Source organism: Streptomyces sp. PSU-S4-23, assembly GCF_055632315.1.
Genome location: NZ_JBVMUU010000002.1, coordinates 4,354,605 through 4,372,206, shown reverse-complemented (window position 1 = coordinate 4,372,206; position 17,602 = coordinate 4,354,605). Strand labels below are relative to the sequence as shown.

At 69.5% G+C, this 17,602-nt stretch carries 16 protein-coding genes; 7 read left to right on the top strand and 9 right to left on the bottom strand.

Going from position 1 to position 17,602, the window contains the following annotated elements; genetic code table 11:
* Window positions 1-107 precede the first annotated feature (107 nt).
* The 3 genes from ACZ79I_RS19985 to ACZ79I_RS19975 form a co-directional block, all read right to left on the bottom strand.
* The gene (locus tag ACZ79I_RS19985; protein ID WP_471498864.1) at window positions 108-725 is read right to left on the bottom strand and encodes a GNAT family N-acetyltransferase; all 618 of its coding nucleotides are present in this window, start codon (window positions 723-725) and stop codon (window positions 108-110) included.
* A 323-nt stretch (window positions 726-1,048) separates the two neighbouring features.
* Window positions 1,049-2,152, bottom strand: a complete 1,104-nt coding sequence (locus tag ACZ79I_RS19980; protein WP_471498863.1) for a ParB/RepB/Spo0J family partition protein — start codon at window positions 2,150-2,152, stop codon at window positions 1,049-1,051.
* Complete coding sequence (locus ACZ79I_RS19975; RefSeq protein ID WP_471505099.1) at window positions 2,149-3,222, bottom strand: ParA family protein; 1,074 nt, start codon at window positions 3,220-3,222, stop codon at window positions 2,149-2,151. The genes ACZ79I_RS19980 and ACZ79I_RS19975 overlap by 4 nt, the downstream gene beginning before the upstream one ends.
* A gap of 781 nt (window positions 3,223-4,003) precedes the next feature.
* Here ACZ79I_RS19975 and ACZ79I_RS19970 point away from each other — a divergent pair.
* Together ACZ79I_RS19970 and ACZ79I_RS19965 are read left to right on the top strand one after the other, a co-directional pair.
* Complete coding sequence (locus ACZ79I_RS19970; RefSeq protein WP_471498862.1) at window positions 4,004-4,414, top strand: hypothetical protein; 411 nt, start codon at window positions 4,004-4,006, stop codon at window positions 4,412-4,414.
* Between the two features lie 81 nt (window positions 4,415-4,495).
* Entirely contained in the window at window positions 4,496-6,730 is a 2,235-nt protein-coding gene (locus ACZ79I_RS19965) for a hypothetical protein (protein WP_471498861.1), read from the top strand.
* Between the two features lie 18 nt (window positions 6,731-6,748).
* Here ACZ79I_RS19965 and rsmG read toward each other — a convergent pair whose 3' ends face one another.
* The 6 genes from rsmG to rpmH all read right to left on the bottom strand — a co-directional run bounded on the left by rsmG (window position 6,749) and on the right by rpmH (window position 10,373).
* The gene (rsmG, locus tag ACZ79I_RS19960; protein ID WP_471498860.1) at window positions 6,749-7,465 is read right to left on the bottom strand and encodes a 16S rRNA (guanine(527)-N(7))-methyltransferase RsmG; all 717 of its coding nucleotides are present in this window, start codon (window positions 7,463-7,465) and stop codon (window positions 6,749-6,751) included.
* Between the two features lie 160 nt (window positions 7,466-7,625).
* Window positions 7,626-8,138 carry a Jag family protein gene (locus tag ACZ79I_RS19955; RefSeq protein WP_471498859.1) on the bottom strand — a complete coding sequence of 171 codons (513 nt, stop codon included), beginning with the start codon at window positions 8,136-8,138 and terminating at the stop codon, window positions 7,626-7,628.
* Window positions 8,139-8,154: 16 nt separating this feature from the next.
* Window positions 8,155-9,486 carry a membrane protein insertase YidC gene (gene yidC, locus ACZ79I_RS19950; RefSeq protein ID WP_471498858.1) on the bottom strand — a complete coding sequence of 444 codons (1,332 nt, stop codon included), beginning with the start codon at window positions 9,484-9,486 and terminating at the stop codon, window positions 8,155-8,157.
* 3 nt (window positions 9,487-9,489) lie between these two features.
* Entirely contained in the window at window positions 9,490-9,846 is a 357-nt protein-coding gene (gene yidD / locus ACZ79I_RS19945) for a membrane protein insertion efficiency factor YidD (RefSeq protein WP_471498857.1), read from the bottom strand.
* A complete protein-coding gene (gene rnpA / locus ACZ79I_RS19940; protein WP_471498856.1) occupies window positions 9,843-10,217 on the bottom strand; it encodes a ribonuclease P protein component in 375 nt (124 codons plus the stop codon). The genes yidD and rnpA overlap by 4 nt, the downstream gene beginning before the upstream one ends.
* Before the next feature lie 18 nt (window positions 10,218-10,235).
* The gene (rpmH, locus tag ACZ79I_RS19935) at window positions 10,236-10,373 is read right to left on the bottom strand and encodes a 50S ribosomal protein L34 (protein ID WP_003956500.1); all 138 of its coding nucleotides are present in this window, start codon (window positions 10,371-10,373) and stop codon (window positions 10,236-10,238) included.
* A 423-nt stretch (window positions 10,374-10,796) separates the two neighbouring features.
* Here rpmH and dnaA point away from each other — a divergent pair, with 423 nt between their 5' ends.
* From dnaA to ACZ79I_RS19910, 5 genes are all read left to right on the top strand, one after another.
* Window positions 10,797-12,716 (top strand): chromosomal replication initiator protein DnaA, encoded by a 1,920-nt coding sequence (dnaA, locus tag ACZ79I_RS19930; RefSeq protein WP_471498855.1) that lies wholly within the window; start codon window positions 10,797-10,799, stop codon window positions 12,714-12,716.
* An 894-nt stretch (window positions 12,717-13,610) separates the two neighbouring features.
* Complete coding sequence (gene dnaN, locus ACZ79I_RS19925) at window positions 13,611-14,741, top strand: DNA polymerase III subunit beta (protein WP_471498854.1); 1,131 nt, start codon at window positions 13,611-13,613, stop codon at window positions 14,739-14,741.
* Window positions 14,742-14,934: 193 nt separating this feature from the next.
* The gene (gnd, locus tag ACZ79I_RS19920) at window positions 14,935-15,810 is read left to right on the top strand and encodes a phosphogluconate dehydrogenase (NAD(+)-dependent, decarboxylating) (RefSeq protein ID WP_471498853.1); all 876 of its coding nucleotides are present in this window, start codon (window positions 14,935-14,937) and stop codon (window positions 15,808-15,810) included.
* A gap of 52 nt (window positions 15,811-15,862) precedes the next feature.
* A complete protein-coding gene (gene recF / locus ACZ79I_RS19915; RefSeq protein ID WP_471498852.1) occupies window positions 15,863-16,984 on the top strand; it encodes a DNA replication/repair protein RecF in 1,122 nt (373 codons plus the stop codon).
* Window positions 16,981-17,514 (top strand): DciA family protein, encoded by a 534-nt coding sequence (locus ACZ79I_RS19910; RefSeq protein WP_471498851.1) that lies wholly within the window; start codon window positions 16,981-16,983, stop codon window positions 17,512-17,514. The genes recF and ACZ79I_RS19910 overlap by 4 nt, the downstream gene beginning before the upstream one ends.
* Window positions 17,515-17,602 lie beyond the last annotated feature (88 nt).

The following is a 17,602-nucleotide window of genomic DNA, read 5'->3' as shown; positions in this document are numbered from 1 at the left end:
ACGCCGCTGGACCAACGCGGCGACGTTTCACGTGAAACCCGAATGGGCCGACCCGTCAGGGTCGGCCCATTCGGGTGACCGGAACAGATGAGAGGGGACGGCCGCCCTCACAGCGGCCGCAGCGCCGGTTCCTTCTGCACTGCTCCCAGAAGGCGGTCCAGAGCCAGTTCGACGTCTTCCTTCCAGGAGAGCGTCGAACGCAACTCCAGCCTCAGCCGGGGGTAGGTGGGGTGCGGCCGTACCGTCTTGAAGCCGACCGCCAGGAGATGCTCGGCGGGCAGGAGGCAGGCCGGCTCCTGCCAGCGGGCGTCACCGAAGGCTTCGATCGCCTTGAAGCCGCGGCGCAGAAGATCCTTGGCCACCGTCTGGACCATCACACGGCCAAGCCCCTGACCCTGATAGCCCGGCATGATGAAGGCCGTGATCAACTGAACGGCGTCCGGTGACACCGGACTCGTCGGGAAGGCCGAGGAGCGCGGCACATACGCGGGTGGCGCGTAGAGCACGAAGCCCACCGGCACCTCGTCGACGTAGACCACCCGGCCACAGGAACCCCAGTCCAGCAGGACGGCGGAGATCCACGCCTCCTTCTCCAGCGCGGCCGTGCCGGCCTTTACCGCCGCCTCGCCGCTGACGGGATCCAGTTCCCAGAACACGCACCCCCGGCAGCGTTTCGGAAGGTCGGAAAGGTTGTCCAGCGTGAGCGGTACCAGCCGACGCCCCATGAAAGGAGTTCCTCGCTTCCTTCGCCCGCAGTACCTCGGGCGGCTGTCAGAGCGCTCCGCTCCCTGAGCAGGCCGCCGACGAACCCGCCGACCGCCCCCAGGCCCAGGCCCGCGGTCACCAGCCCGGTGCGGCTCATGGTCCGCATGGCCCCCGCCTCCCCGATGAAGGTGCCAGGTGGATGCGCCATACCCGTTCGCATCGTATCCACGATGCGATTCCATCGATACCGCCTGAAAGCAAAGAGCAGGCCGTGTTCCGGTACACACCGGACACGGCCCGCTCCAGTGGCCGGACGGCCATGGGACGTCGGCCCAGGGTCGAATCAGTCCTCCGACTCCTCATGGTCAGGGTCCAGAAGGCTCTTCTGAAGGACCGGTCCCTCACCAGGAGCAAGACTGCCGAGGATGCGCTCAAGATCCTCCATCGAGGCGAACTCGACAGTGATCTTTCCCTTCTTCTGGCCGAGGTCGACCTTCACCCGGGTCTCGAAGCGGTCCGACAGCCGGGTCGCCAGTTCGCTGAGCGCCGGAGAGACCCGGGTGCCGGCGCGTGGCCCCTTGGAACGGGGGGCGCTCTGCGGCCGTGACCCCATGAGAGTGACGATCTCCTCGACGGCTCGCACCGACAGCCCCTCGGCCACGATGCGGTGCGCCAGCCGGTCCTGTTCCTCCGAGTCCTCCACGGACAGCAGGGCCCGGGCATGGCCCGCCGAGAGCACTCCGGCGGCCACCCGACGCTGCACCGCAGGGGACAGCTTCAGCAATCGCAGGGTGTTGGAGACCTGTGGGCGGGACCGGCCGATGCGGTCGGCCAGCTGGTCGTGGGTGCAGTTGAAGTCCTTGAGGAGCTGGTCGTAGGCGGCAGCCTCTTCCAGCGGGTTCAGCTGGGCCCGGTGGAGGTTCTCCAGGAGGGCGTCCAGGAGCAGCTTCTCGTCGTCCGTGGCCCGCACGATCGCGGGGATGGCCTCCAGGCCGGCCTCGCGACAGGCCCGCCAGCGCCGCTCACCCATGATCAGCTCGTAGCGTGCCGGACCCATCTGCCGCACCACGATGGGCTGGAGAAGCCCCACCTCCTTGATGGAGGTGATCAGCTCAGCGAGGGCGTCCTCGTCGAACACCTCCCGAGGCTGCCGCGGATTGGGGGTGATGGAGTCGAGCGGCAGCTCGGCGAAGTGGGCGCCGAACGGGACCGCCGGGGTCTCCGAGGCACCGCTCGCCGACGGCTCCTCCGTTTCACGTGAAACAGGTGGGAGCGTCGCCACCTTCGCGGCCGCCACTCCCCGCTCCGCCGTCAGTACGGGCACCGTGGTCGGTGACACAGGCGCACCGCCGCCCACTCCAGCCGGGCCGGCCGCCTTCTCCCCCGTAGGAGCAGCAGGGATCAGTGCGCCGAGACCACGCCCCAGCCCCCTCCGTCGCTCGCTCACTGGATCCCCTCCACCATGCTCTGTTCCGTCTGGGCGCCGATGTGGGCATGTTGCACGTCGTACCGTACGCCCACGCCCTTCAGCGCGATTTCCCGTGCCGCCTCAAGATAGGAGAGAGCGCCGCTCGACCCCGGATCGTAGGTCAGCACGGTCTGTCCGTAGCTCGGCGCCTCGGAGATGCGGACCGAGCGGGGAATGCTCGTCCTCAGCACCTCGTCGCCGAAGTGGTTGCGCACCTCTTCCGCGACCTGGGACGCCAGGCGCGTCCGGCCGTCGTACATGGTGAGCAGGATGGTCGACACATGCAGGGCGGGGTTGAGGTGCCCCCGCACCAGGTCGACATTGCGCAGCAGCTGGCCCAGGCCCTCCAGCGCGTAGTACTCGCACTGGATCGGGATGAGGACCTCCTGCCCGGCGACCAGCGCGTTGACCGTCAGCAGGCCGAGCGAGGGCGGGCAGTCGATGAGGATGTAGTCCAGAGGCTGCTCATAGGACTGGATCGCCCGTTGCAGTCGGCTCTCCCGCGCCACCAGGGACACCAGCTCGATCTCCGCGCCGGCGAGATCGATCGTGGCCGGGGCGCAGAAGAGGCCCTCCACATCGGGGACCGGCTGGACGACCTCCGCGAGCGGCTTGCTCTCCACCAACACGTCGTAGATGGAAGGGACGTCGGCGTGATGGTCGATTCCCAGCGCAGTGGATGCATTGCCCTGAGGGTCGAGGTCGATGACGAGGACGCGCGCGCCGTGCAGGGCAAGGGACGCGGCAAGATTGACCGTTGTCGTGGTCTTGCCCACCCCGCCCTTCTGATTGGCAACCACCATGACCCGGGTGTGCTCGGGTCGTGGCAGACCCTCGCCGGCGCGCCCCAGTGCCTCCACCGCAAGTTGGGCAGCACGACCGATGGGAGTGTCGTCCATCGGGGGCGGTGTTTCACGTGAAACATCCTCCCCCATCGACTCGGTACGGGGACCGGGGACCGGATCGGTCATCGGTCCCGCGATGTTGGCGTCGGACCGCAAGGATTCACTCTCCTCGACTTCAGGCTCGCGATGAACAGAGCCTCCCATGTCTTCGGGGTCGTGAACCAGTGAGGTCTGGCCTTCTGTGGAGAAATCCACCTCTGTGGACAACTCCGTACCCTCCACGGGGGACCGGACACCGTGGGTGGACGGCTCTCCGAGGGATCCAAGGGGCTTACGGTCGCGGGGTTCGGCCGCAGCCCGGCCGCGACTGATGATGCCGTGCAGCAGTGAGCGACGTTTCACGTGAAACACGATGCACGGCAGTCCGGTTGGCACCTACACGACACCCCGGTATGCGTACGTTTGGCTTCTTGTGTGGAGTATGCCCACTCAATGACCGGCCCCCAGTAACGCCGACGGAGCCGCCGACGCAGAGAGGAATGGCCGCCAAGATGAGCCCGCCGGTGGAGGGCAGCCATGCGAACACAGCCTCACGCCACCGACGCAAGAACCACCCGCGCCGCCCGCGAGTGAGTGTGTTACGTCACGGCAAGAAGTGGCCACATCAGGAACCACGGCCCGGCCGTCACCCACGGACCAATACCGGCGAAATTTCGCTTCCGCTACACCGCAATTCGCGGGCATCACAATCTCAGCGTGCCTCCGATTTGCGAAGAGGTAATCAACCGGGCTTGACGAGAGAGCCAGGGCGAACTTGGCTCAAAACCGACAGCGTGACCCGAGGTCACCGCCGCTGAGCTGCCCAAATGTGTTTGACACCCCTTCCTCGGCTCGGCACTGTGTCTGCGACCGCCCCGGCTGCGGAATACGCATATATCCGCAACGCCGAGGCATCTTGCACTGCACACAAAACAGGGGAATCTCTATGCTCAGCACCAAGGTCTTTGCAAAAGGAGCAGTTGTCGCCGCTTTCTCCGCGGCCCTTTTGGGTGCCTCTCCGGCTTTCGGTGACGCCGGGGAGGACGTGACCTCCTCTTACGGCTTCACCAGGGCCGACGGCAAGAAGATCACGTGGGTCTCCGCCTGGAGCTATCAGAGCTCGGGCAACAAGACCGTGTCCGTCAAGGACGGCTACGCCGACGACCACGCCGTGTACACCCTGTACGACCGGAAGTCGTCCACAGGTCTGCGGCTGGACAATCACAGCGGCGCCGGCAAGACCGTCACCAGTGGCTCCTCCGCCAGCAACTATGTCGTCAAGGTGACGGCCTGCGTCAACATCCAGTTCGCTCCGGACCAGTGCGGTCCGGATGACCGTCCGGGCGACGGCCGCTGATGCGATGTGCCGCGGGGGCCTCCCCCCGCGGCACATCGCCGTACCCGCACCAGCAGCCGAAGCGAGATCACCGAGGGCCCCGTGAGCACAAGCAGGACCGAGTCCACCGGCGACCGCATGGTGAGCCGTGCGACAGCCCAAGGGCCCCGCCTCATCGCACTGCTTCTCGCCGCTCTGGTGATCGCGCTCGGTCTGGGCGCCGCGGCGGGCGTGCACGCCGTGTATCAGGGCAAGGACCGTCACCGCCAGGCCCGTACCCCCGTGCCGCAGGCTCCATGGCAGAAGTCCGGAAATGCGACGCGGTGGCTCGTCGGCTCCGACACATTGCAGGGCAAACGCCGCTTCAGTGTCGTCTACCTGTCTCCGCACTCCGGAAACGCGCCGCTGCCCCCGGGGGTACGTCACTGGCCGGCCCCCGGAGAGGCGGTGCTCTCTCCCGCCCTCCTGAAGGCGGGCGCGAACGAACACATCGAGCGACGCTACGGGAAGCCGACGGGAACCATCGGCCAGGAGGGTCTGGAGGATCCCGGAGAGTGGCTCGTCTATGTACGTCCGGCCACCGAGCTGAGTCCACGGCAGCCGACCGAGATCGTCACTGGTTTCGGCCCGTCAGCGGGCCCGATCTCCCGAGGACTTGAGCCCGGATCGGGGAGAGCCGACGACAAGCCGGAATGGATGTTCCTGGCCGCCGTGGCCGCCCTGCTGGTTCTGCCCGGTATCGCCCTGCTGATCGTGGCGGTGCGTCTCGGGGCGCACGCGCGACATGAGGGCACCGATACGGAGACCGGCAACCGCGGAGGTCACCGTGGCCGGGTTCTGGCGGCCGTCAGCGGAGCGTGGCAGCCCGTCCTCCTGGGAACCGTCGCCGCCGCCCTGCCTGTCACCGCACCCCTGCTGTGGGACGTCCGCGTGCCCCACACCGGCTATCTGCTCTCCTCCGCGGACCTGCGGCCCTACGGTTGGCTGCTCGCTCTGGGACCGGTGGCCGCAGCTGTCATCGTGCTGGGTGCGGCCGTACTGGCAGGTCTGCTTCCTCCCCGCCGGGCCTCCACTCGTCGGCTCCGCTCCTGGCTCGGTCACCGTGTCACCCAGCTGGCCGGGCTGTGCCCGATGATGGTTCTGCTGGCCATGCGCGGACCGGAACTCGTCTCCGACCCGCGGCTGCGCATGTGCCTCATCTGGGCCGGCACCATCGGTACCGCCCTCACACTGCCGGCGGTCGCGACCTGGGCCTCCGCCAAGCTCGGGCGTCGGCTCGTACGCCGAGGACAGGAGCGAGGAGGGGCGGGCACCGTGGCGGCCGGTCGGCTGGTCGCCGCATATCCGGGAACCCCCGCCCGCCTGGTCGCCGGCGTGACCGTCGCACTCATCGTCTTCCTGCAAGCGGTCGCATGGCAGGGCTTGTTCGGCTGGCGGAGCACCGAAGGCCAGGCGACCTTCGACCGGATCGGACGCAGCGTGGTCGAGGTCGTCCCGAACGGCAGGGTGACCACCGACCAGATGGCCTCCTTCCTTCACGGGCTCCCGGAAGCCGAATCCGTGCTCCTGACGCCTCCGTCCGACGGCCCCGAAGGCATGCTCTCCCTCCAGGGCGACTGCCCCGCCCTGGAGAACCTGCACCTGCCGTGTCCGGCCGAGCCCGTCCGCCTGGACCGTCTGCCTTCGGACACGCGTCTCCAGGAGCTGATCAAATGGCACCTGGGGAGCAGTTCCTTTGTGAAGGTCTCCCGGATCGGCACCGGCGACCTCGCGAAGCAGGCGGCAGACGACACCACCAGCACCCTGGCCCTGGTGCAGCCCGGCGGCCGGAACCTGGCCGTCCCCGTCCTCAAGGCCCTCGGCTACCGGGTCTTCCCCCGTGGGGCAGGGGTGAAGGCGCTCGGCGAGGAGAGCATCACGGCCGGCATCCCCGCTCGCGACCAGGGCCGCTGGGTCGTGCTCCTGGGGATCGCAGGGATCAGCGTGGTGTCCGTGGCCGCGGGATGCGCCGCCACCGACGTGTTCCTGCGCCGGGTCCGGGCGCTCGCCACACGGTCGACGACCGCCGGCCTCAGCCGGGTCATACGGGGCACGGCACTGTGGTCCGTGCTGTTCCCCCTGGCCGGCGCGGGCCTCGTCGGCCCCCTCGTGGCCGCCTGGCTCACCACGCCGGTCAGCGGGGGAGGCCAGACGTCCGTCTCCTCCGGGCTGCTGGTCACCTGCGGCACCGTCGTCGTGGTCGTGGCTCTGCTTGCGTGGCTGTGCTCCACGCTGACCGCCACTCGTCGCGCGCACTCATGGGTCCGGGCGGCCGATGCGCAGGCCGCCGAGGGCTGACGCGGCCGGATGCCGGGATCAGCGCCGCCGCCGGGCCCGTCCGGTCCTGGCCGCCTTCGCCCGCTTGGCCGCGAAGCGCACACCGCCCGGGCTCTCCCCGACCTCCACGCGCACCACGGTCGACGGCGGATCCACGATCCCCTCACCGACGTGGAGGATGGACGTCTCCACGGCTCCGAGCTTGCTCAGGGCGCTGGAGGCGCTCTTGAGCTCCTCCTCCGCGGTGTCCCCCTTGAGCGCCAGCATCTCCCCGTACGGGCGCAGCAGGGGAATCCCCCAGGCCGCCAGACGGTCCAGCGGGGCCACGGCCCGCGCGGTCACGACGTGGACCGGCGGAATCCTGCCCATGACCTCCTCGGCACGGCCACGAACGACGGTGACATGGTCAAGGCCCAGCAGCTCGACGACCTCGGTGAGGAAGTTGGTACGCCGCAGCAGCGGTTCGAGCAGCGTGATCTTCAGGTCGTCGCGGACCAGAGCGAGCGGGATACCGGGCAGTCCGGCGCCGGAGCCGACGTCGCACACGGTCACTCCCTCGGGCACGACCTCCGAGAGCACCGCACAGTTCAGCAGATGCCGCTCCCACAGTCGGGGCACTTCCCGTGGGCCGATCAGACCGCGCTGCACACCCGCCTCGGCGAGCAGTTCCGCGTAGCGGACCGCGTCCGCGAACCGATCGCCGAACACATCGCGGGCCTGCTCGGGCGCGGGGGGAAGCTCTGCTGCCTCCGTCACGGGGACCGTCCTTCCGTACGGCGGGGGAGCGCTCGGCGCACCCGGCCAGGACTATCAGGGACCATCGGCTGCCGGGACCGCAGCCGTGAGGGACTACCAGGCTGACAAAGTTCGGCCCCGTCTGCGCAACAGACGGGGCCGGAACAACGTACGGACCGGATCAAGCGGGCAGCACGACGACGAAGCGCTCCGGCTCCTCGCCCTCCGACTCGCTGCGCAGGCCCGCGGCCTTGACCGCGTCGTGCACCACCTTGCGCTCGAACGGCGTCATCGGCTTGAGCTTCACGGGCTCGCCGCTGCTCTTGACCTCGGCCGCCGCCTCGGCGCCCAGCTCCGAGAGCTCGGCACGCTTCTGGGCCCGGTAGCCCCCGATGTCCAGCATCAGCCGGCTGCGGTCGCCGGTCTCCCGGTGCACGGCCAGGCGCGTCAGCTCCTGGAGCGCCTCCAGCACCTCGCCGTCACGGCCGACCAGCTTCTGCAGGTCGCGGCTGCCCGTGTCGCTGATGATCGACACGGAGGCGCGGTCGGCCTCGACGTCCATGTCGATGTCGCCGTCCAGATCGGCGATGTCCAGCAGACCCTCTAGGTAGTCCGCCGCGATCTCGCCCTCCTGCTCCAGGCGGGTCAGGGTGTCTGCACCCTCGGCAGCGGCGGAGGTGGTGCCTTCCGTCACGGGATGGACTCCTTACTTACTTCTTGGACGGGGACTTGGGCCGCTGCGGACCCTTGCGCTGGCCGGACTGGGCCTTGCTGCGGGTGCCGGAGCCGGGCTGGGCGCCCGACTTCTTGGCGGAACCCGCGGCCGGCTTGGCGTCCTGCGGCTTGGTGTCCTTCGGTTCGGCGTCCTGCGGCTCGTCGGACTTGCTCAGCGACGGCGACGAGGAGGACATGGACTCGGAACCACCCGCCGGCTTGGACCCACCGGTCTGGCGCTGCGCCTTGCTCTGCCGCTTGGGCTGCTGGCGCCTGGGGGCGGGGGCGGGGGCGCCCGTGGTCGGCGCACCCTCCTCGACGGTGGCGACGGCCGCGGCCTCGCTCTTCACCACGGTCCCGTCGGGCTGGGCCGCGAGACCCGCCTTGGCCAGACCGTTGATGAACTTGCGCTCGAACTCGTTGCGGTCACGGCCCTTGATGACGATGGCCTTGACGATGGTCCGCTCACTCCGGCTACGGGTCCTGCCGTGGTGCGTCACGTGCTTGTACAGGCGCTCCAGGTAGGCGGCCTGGGCCTTGGAACCCGGGGTCGGGTTGTTGTGGATCACATACATCTGCTGGCCCATGGTCCACACGTTGGTGGTCAGCCAGTAGACCAGGACACCGACGGGGAAGTTGATGCCGAAGACGGCGAACATGACGGGGAAGACGTACATCAGCATCTTCTGCTGCTGCATGAACGGCGTCTTCACCGTCGTGTCGACGTTCTTCGTCATCAGCTGGCGCTGCGTGTAGAACTGCGACGCCGACATCAGGACGATCATGACCGCGGTGACGACCCGGACGTCGGTCAGCGAGGCGCCGAGCTGGGTCACCTTGTCCACGCTGTCCGTGAACTTGGCCGCCAGCGGGGCGCCGAAGATGTGTGCCTTCCGCGCGCTCTCCAGCAGCTGCTCGTCGATGACGCCGATCTTGTCACCCGACGCGATGCCGTTGAGCACGTGGTACAGGGCGAAGAAGAACGGGGACTGCGCCAGGATGGGAAGGCACGAGGAGAGCGGGTTGGTACCCGTCTCCTTGTACAGCTTCATCATCTCTTCGGACTGACGCTGCTTGTCGTTCTTGTAGCGCTCCTGGATCTTCTTCATCTCCGGTTGGAGCGTCTGCATCGCGCGCGTCGCCTTGATCTGCTTCACGAAGAGCGGGATCAGGGCGATACGGATCACTATCACCAGGGACACGATGGACAACCCCCAGGCCCACCCGGTATTGGGCCCGAAGATCGCGCCGTACACCGTGTGGAACTGGACGATGACCCAGGAGACGGGTGTCGTGATGAAGCTGAAGAGGCTGGCAATCGTGTCCACTAATCATGCTCCTTGGGCATGGGACGAGGTCTCTGCGGCCGGGCTCGACGGGATGGTGTCCCCCTCGGTGGCCGGCTCGGCGGCGGAGGGCCCGCCCTTGCGTGCACGCCAGGCGTTGCGCAGCAGCTCGTGCCACCGCGGACGCCTGCGCGGCGGGACATGGTCCACACCGCCGAGCGACCACGGATTGCACCGCAGAATGCGCCAGGCCGTGAGTGCCGTCCCCTTGACCGCGCCGTGCCGGTCTATGGCCGTGTAGCCGTAGTGAGAACACGAGGGGTAGTACTTGCAGACCGGTCCGAGCAATGGACTGATCGTCCACTGGTACAGCTTGATCAGAACCAGCAGTGGGTACTTCATCGCGCGCCCCCTCCTCCCAGCAGCCGTTGAAGGGCGGCATCCAGGTCTCGGGCCAACTGTGCATGGTCGGCGTCACCCGCACCGGGCAGCGCTCGTACGACTACCAGGCTACCGGGGGGCAAGAGGGCCACTCGGTCACGCATCAGATGGCGAAGCCGGCGCTTCACCTTGTTGCGTATGACCGCGCCACCCACCGCCTTGCTCACGACGAAACCCGCACGCGTCGGGGGAGCGCTCTCCCCAGGCGCGTGCGGGTCCGTGGCACCGCTGCGAAGGTGGACGACGAGAAGCGGGCGTCCGGCCCGACGTCCCCGGCGTACCGCGGTCGCGAAGTCCTCGCGCCGCCTCAGCCGATGCTCGGTAGGCAGCACGTCATGACCTGTCCGCGATCAGGCGGACAGTCGGGCGCGACCCTTGCTGCGGCGGGACGCCAGGATGGCGCGGCCGGCACGGGTGCGCATACGCAGCCGGAAGCCGTGGGTCTTCGCGCGACGACGGTTGTTCGGCTGGAAGGTGCGCTTGCTCACTCGGGGGCTCCAGTAATGATTCGGTGGGTGGCGGGGTGTCGCCTGGCTGTCACCGTGCGCCCACGAGTAGCTCGCATTACGCCCGAGTGCACCGCTTCCCGATCACCGAAATGTGCCCTGGTCGGGGCACTGGTGCGTGATCTGTGCCCATCGGAGGCAGGCGGCAGCAGCCATCGACAACTCGACCTGGTTACGGTACGCGGGGCCGCGGCATCCGGTCAAACCAGCGACCCGGGAGAGACACTTGTCCACAGGCTGGGGACAACAACTTGAACCGTACCCGTCGCGCTGACTACCGTGACTGGACTCCGATTCGTTCCCTTGTCCCCGGACCGGCTGATTCGTTCCCGGCCGTCCGCCCGACCGACATCCCGACCCGTCCCACGACCACTCCTTCGTGGGACCTGTGAGAGAGCGTGCCCTGTGGCTGACGTACCTGCCGATCTTGCCGCAGTGTGGCCACGAGTGCTCGAGCAGCTTCTCGGTGAGGGGCGCGGACCGGGTGTCGAGGCGAAGGACGAGCACTGGATCAGGCGCTGCCAGCCGCTGGCACTGGTCGCCGACACCGCCCTGCTCGCCGTGCCGAACGAATTCGCGAAGGGCGTCCTCGAGGGCAGGCTGGCCCCGGTCGTCAGCGACACGCTGAGCCGTGAGTGCGGCCGCCCCATCCGCATCGCGATCACCGTCGACGACTCCGTCGGCGAGTCCCCGGCTCCGGCCGCCACCGCCCCGCCGCGCTACGAGGAGCCCGAGCTCCCCACCCCCCAGAGCCGTGACACCTATGACGGCCATGACGGCCACGGGGGCTACGGCGGATACGGCCGCCACCGCGCCGACGACCACCGCGCCGGCCGGCCCGACCGGCTCCCCACGGGCCCCGGCGACCAGCTCCCCGCCCCCCGCACCGAACAGGTCCCGCCGTCCCGCGCGGACCAGCTGCCGCCCGCCCGGCCCGCGTACCCGGGCGAGTACCAGCGCTCCGAGCCCGGCGCCTGGCCGCGCTCCCCCCAGGACGACTACGGCTGGCAGCAGCAGCGGCTCGGCTTCCCCGAGCGCGACCCCTACGCCACGCCGCCGCCGGACTACCGCACACCGTCGCCGGCCCGGCCGCCGTACGAGCAGCAGCGCCCCGAGTACAGCGGCGGGCGCTCCGACTTCGACCAGCAGCGCCCCGACCGCCGCGACCTCCCGGAGCCGCCCGGCGGCGGCCAGCTGCACCGCGGCGGGCCCGCCGGGACGGGCCGGCCCACCGGCGGCGCCCCCGGTCCGCTTGGCGCGCAGCCCGCGCCGGCGACGGGCCCGGGCGAGCCCACCGCGCGCCTCAACCCGAAGTACCTCTTCGACACGTTCGTCATCGGCGCCTCCAACCGCTTCGCGCACGCAGCCGCGGTGGCCGTCGCCGAGGCACCGGCGAAGGCGTACAACCCCCTCTTCATCTACGGGGAGTCGGGGCTCGGCAAGACGCACCTGCTGCACGCCATCGGGCACTACGCGCGCAGCCTCTACCCGGGCACCCGGGTGCGGTACGTGAGCTCGGAGGAGTTCACCAACGAGTTCATCAACTCCATCCGCGACGGCAAGGCGGACGCGTTCCGCAAGCGCTACCGCGACATGGACATCCTGCTCGTCGACGACATCCAGTTCCTGGCGCAGAAGGAGTCGACGCAGGAGGAGTTCTTCCACACCTTCAACACGCTCCACAACGCCAACAAGCAGATCGTGCTGTCCTCGGACCGGCCGCCCAAGCAGCTGATCACCCTGGAGGACCGGCTGCGCAACCGCTTCGAGTGGGGTCTGATCACCGACGTCCAGCCGCCCGAGCTTGAGACGCGCATCGCGATCCTGCGCAAGAAGGCGGTCCAGGAGCAGCTGAACGCGCCGCCGGAGGTCCTGGAGTTCATCGCCTCCCGCATCTCCCGCAACATCCGCGAACTGGAGGGCGCGCTGATCCGGGTGACGGCGTTCGCGTCGCTCAACCGCCAGCCCGTGGACCTCGGCCTGACCGAGATCGTCCTCAAAGACCTGATCCCGGGCGGCGAGGACACGGCCCCCGAGATCACGGCGACCGCCATCATGGCCGCCACCGCCGACTACTTCGGGCTGACGGTCGAGGACCTCTGCGGCACCTCGCGCGGGCGTGCCCTGGTGACCGCCCGCCAGATCGCGATGTATCTGTGCCGTGAGCTGACGGACCTGTCGCTGCCGAAGATCGGCGCACAGTTCGGCGGCCGGGACCACACGACCGTGATGCACGCGGACCGCAAGATCCGCGCGCTGATGGCGGAGCGGCGCTCGATCTACAACCAGGTGACGGAGCTGACGAACCGCATCAAGAACGGCTGACGTCCGTCCGCGCGGACGACGCCGGACAAGGCGCCGAGGGCGCCCCGGGAGGTCCTCCCGGGGCGCCCTCACTCGTTCCGCGGCACCCACCCCGGCCCGTTCCGCGGCCGCCCCTGTTCGAATGCCCACCGGGTTACGGCCCCTCTCCACAGATTCCGCGACTTTCCTCCGTCCACATCCTGGGGACTGCGCAGTTGTCCAGACGGCGTCCACAGGTGGGGCGGCAGGATGCCGATCACACCAGCTCAGCCGCCTGTGGATTCGTGGACGGACGCTCTCCACAGACTGTGGACGGAGAGAAGATCCACAGGCTGTGCACGCAGTTGTCCACCGGCGGCCCACAGGCTGGAGGCGGTTGTCCCCAGCGATCCCCGGCTTCTCCACATCGCTGTCCACTGTTCGGCAACATGACGCGCCTCCTCACCGCGTCGAGTGAAAGGCGTCACACCAAGGTGCCGGGTTGGCCTGTGGGAAAGGCGGGTAAAGCTGGGGACGGCACTGGGGAGAAGTGCCCCGAGGCTGTGCACGGGATGTGCAGAACTTTCCGTTCTCCACAGACAGGGCCGGTTGTCCACGGCCGCCGCCCACAGGGCCCGTGGACAAAATCTCCGGTGTGACCTGGGCCTACGTGGTTATCCACGGTTTCCACAGGCCCTACTACTACTCCCAATCAGAGAGACCGGGGAATTCGCTTCGAAGCGGGTGCTGTGCACAACTCGCCCTCCGGCTCCCGGCCGCCCCTCGTCACGACTTGACCCCGACGGGCACCTACTGTCGGTGCCGTGCGTCAGACTGGTCCCCGGTGTCCTTCCCGCCCCAGGGGCCCGGGACACCACTCAGACGACGAAGGCGAAGCAGGGCGAGAACGCCGGCAACAGCAGGAGGCGGCTTACCGTGAAGATCCGGGTGGAACGCGACGTACTCGCGGAGGCAGTGGCCTGGGCGGCGCGCAGCCTCCCGGCCCGTCCGCCGGCGCCTGTGCTCGCCGGCCTGCTCCTGAAGGCCGAGGACGGGCAGCTGAGCCTGTCCAGCTTCGACTACGAGGTCTCCGCGCGCGTGTCCGTGGAGGCGGAGGTCGAGGAGGAGGGCACGGTCCTCGTCTCCGGCCGCCTCCTCGCCGACATCTCCCGCGCCCTCCCCAACCGCCCGGTGGAGATTTCCACAGACGGTGTACGGGCGACGGTGGTCTGCGGCTCCTCGCGGTTCACCCTCCACACCCTTCCCGTGGAGGAGTACCCCTCGCTGCCCCCGATGCCGAACGCGACGGGCACCGTCCCCGGCGAGGTCTTCGCCGCGGCCGCCGCCCAGGTCGCCATCGCGGCCGGGCGCGACGACACGCTGCCCGTGCTCACCGGTGTGCGCATCGAGATCGAGGGCGACACGGTGACGCTGGCCTCCACCGACCGCTACCGCTTCGCGGTCCGCGAGTTCCTCTGGAAGCCGGAGAACCCGGAGGCGTCCGCGGTCGCCCTGGTGCCCGCCAAGACGCTCCTGGACACCGCCAAGGCGCTGACCAGCGGCGACAGCGTGATCCTGGCGCTGTCCGGCTCGGGTGCGGGCGAGGGCCTGATCGGTTTCGAGGGCGCCGGGCGGCGTACGACGACCCGCCTCCTGGAGGGTGACCTCCCCAAGTACCGCACGCTGTTCCCGACGGAGTTCAACTCGGTCGCCACCATCGAGACGGCCCCCTTCGTCGAGGCCGTCAAGCGCGTCGCCCTGGTCGCCGAGCGCAACACCCCGGTGCGCCTCAGCTTCGAGCAGGGCGTGCTGATCCTGGAGGCCGGCTCCAGCGACGACGCACAGGCTGTGGAAAGGGTCGACGCCCAGCTGGAGGGCGACGACATCTCCATCGCGTTCAACCCGACCTTCCTGCTGGACGGCCTGAGCGCGATCGACTCCCCGGTGGCCCAGCTGTCCTTCACGACCTCCACGAAGCCCGCGCTGCTCAACGGGAAGCCGGCCGTGGACGCCGAGGCGGACGAGGCGTACAAGTACCTGATCATGCCGGTGCGGCTGAGCGGCTGAGCGGCTGTCCACAGCGCTTGCCGGCCCTGTTGATCGCGGGTGTGCCGGTCATCCCGGCCCGTCGGGTGAAGCCGCAGGTCGTGGCCACACGCTTGAGCGTGTATGCCCACAGATGTGCGTGAGCGTCCGGGTTTAGGCTCGGACGCGGGCACGAAAGTGCCCTCACGCCACATCGCAACCTAAGGAACAACTGATGGAGCTCGGTCTCGTCGGACTCGGCAAGATGGGCGGCAACATGCGCGAGCGGATACGCCGCGCGGGCCACACCGTCATCGGATACGACCGCAACCCGGACCTCGCGGACGCCCACAGCCTCGAAGAGCTGGTGGGCAAGCTCGCGGGCCCGCGCGTGGTGTGGGTGATGGTTCCGGCCGGTGCCCCGACCCAGTCCACGATCGACGAGCTGGCCGAGCTCCTGGAGCCCGGTGACGTGGTCGTGGACGGCGGGAACTCCCGCTGGACGGACGACGAGAAGCACGCCGGGCAGCTGGCGGCCAAGGGCATCGGCTTCGTCGACTGCGGCGTCTCCGGAGGCGTCTGGGGCCTGCAGAACGGCTATGCGCTGATGTACGGCGGGGACGCCGAGCACATCGCCAAGGTGCAGCCGTTCTTCGACGCGCTCAAGCCTGAGGGGCCGTACGGCTCGGTCCACGCGGGCAAGGTGGGGGCGGGCCACTTCTCGAAGATGGTCCACAACGGCATCGAGTACGCGATGATGCAGGCCTACGCCGAGGGCTGGGAGCTGCTGGAGAAGATCGACTCCGTGGACAACGTCCGCGAGGTCTTCCGCTCCTGGCAGGAGGGCACGGTCATCCGCTCCTGGCTGCTCGACCTCGCGGTCGGTGCCCTCGACGAGGACGAGCACCTGGACCGGCTGCGCGGCTACGCGCAGGACTCCGGCGAGGGACGCTGGACCGTGGAGGCCGCCATCGACAACGCGGTGCCGCTGCCGGCGATCACCGCGTCGCTGTTCGCGCGGTTCGCGTCCCGGCAGGACGACTCGCCGCAGATGAAGATGATCGCGGCGCTGCGCAACCAGTTCGGCGGGCACGCCGTCGAGACGAAGTGATCCACGGGGCCGCTCCGCGGTCCACAACCCTGGGGGAGGTCGGCGAACGACCATGCACGTCACGCACCTGTCGCTGGCCGACTTCCGCTCGTACGCCCGGGTCGAAGTCCCGCTCGACCCGGGCGTCACCGCCTTCGTCGGCCCCAACGGCCAGGGCAAGACGAACCTCGTCGAGGCGGTCGGCTACCTGGCCACCCTGGGCAGCCATCGCGTCTCCTCCGACGCCCCCCTCGTCCGCGTGGGCGCCGACCGAGCGATCGTCCGGGCCGCGGTGCGCCAGGGCGAGCGCCGGCAGCTGATCGAGCTGGAGCTGAACCCCGGCAAGGCCAACCGCGCCCGCATCAACAGGTCCTCCCAGGTCAGGCCGCGCGATGTGCTCGGCATCGTACGGTCGGTGCTGTTCGCGCCCGAAGACCTCGCGCTGGTCAAGGGCGACCCGGGCGAGCGGCGCCGCTTCCTCGACGAGCTGATCACCGCCCGCTCCCCGCGCATGGCGGGCGTCCGCTCCGACTACGACCGGGTGCTCAAGCAGCGCAACACCCTCCTCAAGTCGGCCGCCCTGGCCCGCCGCCACGGTGGCCGGTCCGTCGACCTGTCCACCCTCGACGTGTGGGACCAGCACCTCGCCCGCGCGGGCGCCGAGCTGCTCGCCCAGCGCCTCGACCTGATCGCCGCGATCCAGCCGCTCGCCGACAAGGCGTACGACCAGCTGGCGCCCGGCGGCGGCCCGGTCGTCCTGGAGTACCGGCCGTCCGCGCCCGGTGAGGCGTACACCCGTGAGGCGCTCTGCGAGCAGTTGACGGCCGCGCTCGCCGAGGCCCGCAAGCAGGAGATCGAGCGCGGCGTCACCCTGGTGGGACCCCACCGGGACGATCTGCTGCTCAGACTCGGCCGGCTGCCCGCCAAGGGATACGCGTCCCACGGGGAGTCCTGGTCCTGCGCGCTGGCGCTGCGCCTGGCGTCGTACGACCTCCTGCGCGCGGAGGGCAACGAACCGGTGCTCGTCCTCGACGATGTCTTCGCCGAGCTGGACACCCGCCGTCGTGAGCGCCTGGCGGAGCTGGTGGCGCCCGGGGAGCAGGTCCTGGTGACCGCCGCGGTCGACGACGACGTGCCACAAGCCCTGGCGGGGATCCGGTACACCGTGTCCGACGGCACCGTGGAGCGCGCATGAGCACCGACGAGCCCGCACCCGGCAAGACCCCCGGTCCCTCGGGCGTGGACCTCGCACGCGTGGCACTGAGGGCCGCGAAGGAACAGGCGCGCGCGCGTGGGGACGCGGCACAGCAGAAGAAGCAGGCGCGGCGCGGTGGCCTGCGCTCCGGGGCGCGCGCCGACCGCCGCGACCCGATGGCGCTCGGCGCGGCCATCAACCGGTTGATCACCGAGCGCGGCTGGGAGACGCCGGCCGCGGTGGGCGGCGTGATGGGCCGCTGGCCGCAGATCGTCGGCGAGGACCTCGCCAGGCACTGCGTCCCGCAGCGGTACGACGAGGACGAACGCGTTCTGGCCGTGCAGTGCGACTCCACGGCGTGGGCGACGCAGCTGCGGTTGCTGGCCCCGCAGCTGGTCGCGCGTCTCAACGAGGATCTCGGGCACGGGACGGTCCGGCTGATCAAGGTGCACGGCCCCGACGGGTCCGCCCGCCGCTTCGGTCCCCTGCGCGCCCCGGGGAGCACCGGGCCCGGCGACACCTATGGGTGACATACATCACCCGAGGCCGCCCGGAGCAGTCCTCGAGAGGTCCTCCGTCACGCCCCGCGCGGGGGCGGACACCGACCTGACTCCGCAG

Excerpts from the sequence above, each read along its gene's own strand:
- ACZ79I_RS19985 (WP_471498864.1), bottom strand. The coding sequence starts at position 725 with ATGGGGCGTCGGCTGGTACCGCTCACGCTGGACAACCTTTCCGACCTT.
- ACZ79I_RS19975 (WP_471505099.1), bottom strand. The coding sequence starts at position 3,222 with ATGGGAGGCTCTGTTCATCGCGAGCCTGAAGTCGAGGAGAGTGAATCC.
- ACZ79I_RS19970 (WP_471498862.1), top strand. The coding sequence starts at position 4,004 with ATGCTCAGCACCAAGGTCTTTGCAAAAGGAGCAGTTGTCGCCGCTTTC.
- yidD (WP_471498857.1), bottom strand. The coding sequence starts at position 9,846 with ATGAAGTACCCACTGCTGGTTCTGATCAAGCTGTACCAGTGGACGATC.
- gnd (WP_471498853.1), top strand. The coding sequence starts at position 14,935 with ATGGAGCTCGGTCTCGTCGGACTCGGCAAGATGGGCGGCAACATGCGC.
- recF (WP_471498852.1), top strand. The coding sequence starts at position 15,863 with ATGCACGTCACGCACCTGTCGCTGGCCGACTTCCGCTCGTACGCCCGG.
- ACZ79I_RS19910 (WP_471498851.1), top strand. The coding sequence starts at position 16,981 with ATGAGCACCGACGAGCCCGCACCCGGCAAGACCCCCGGTCCCTCGGGC.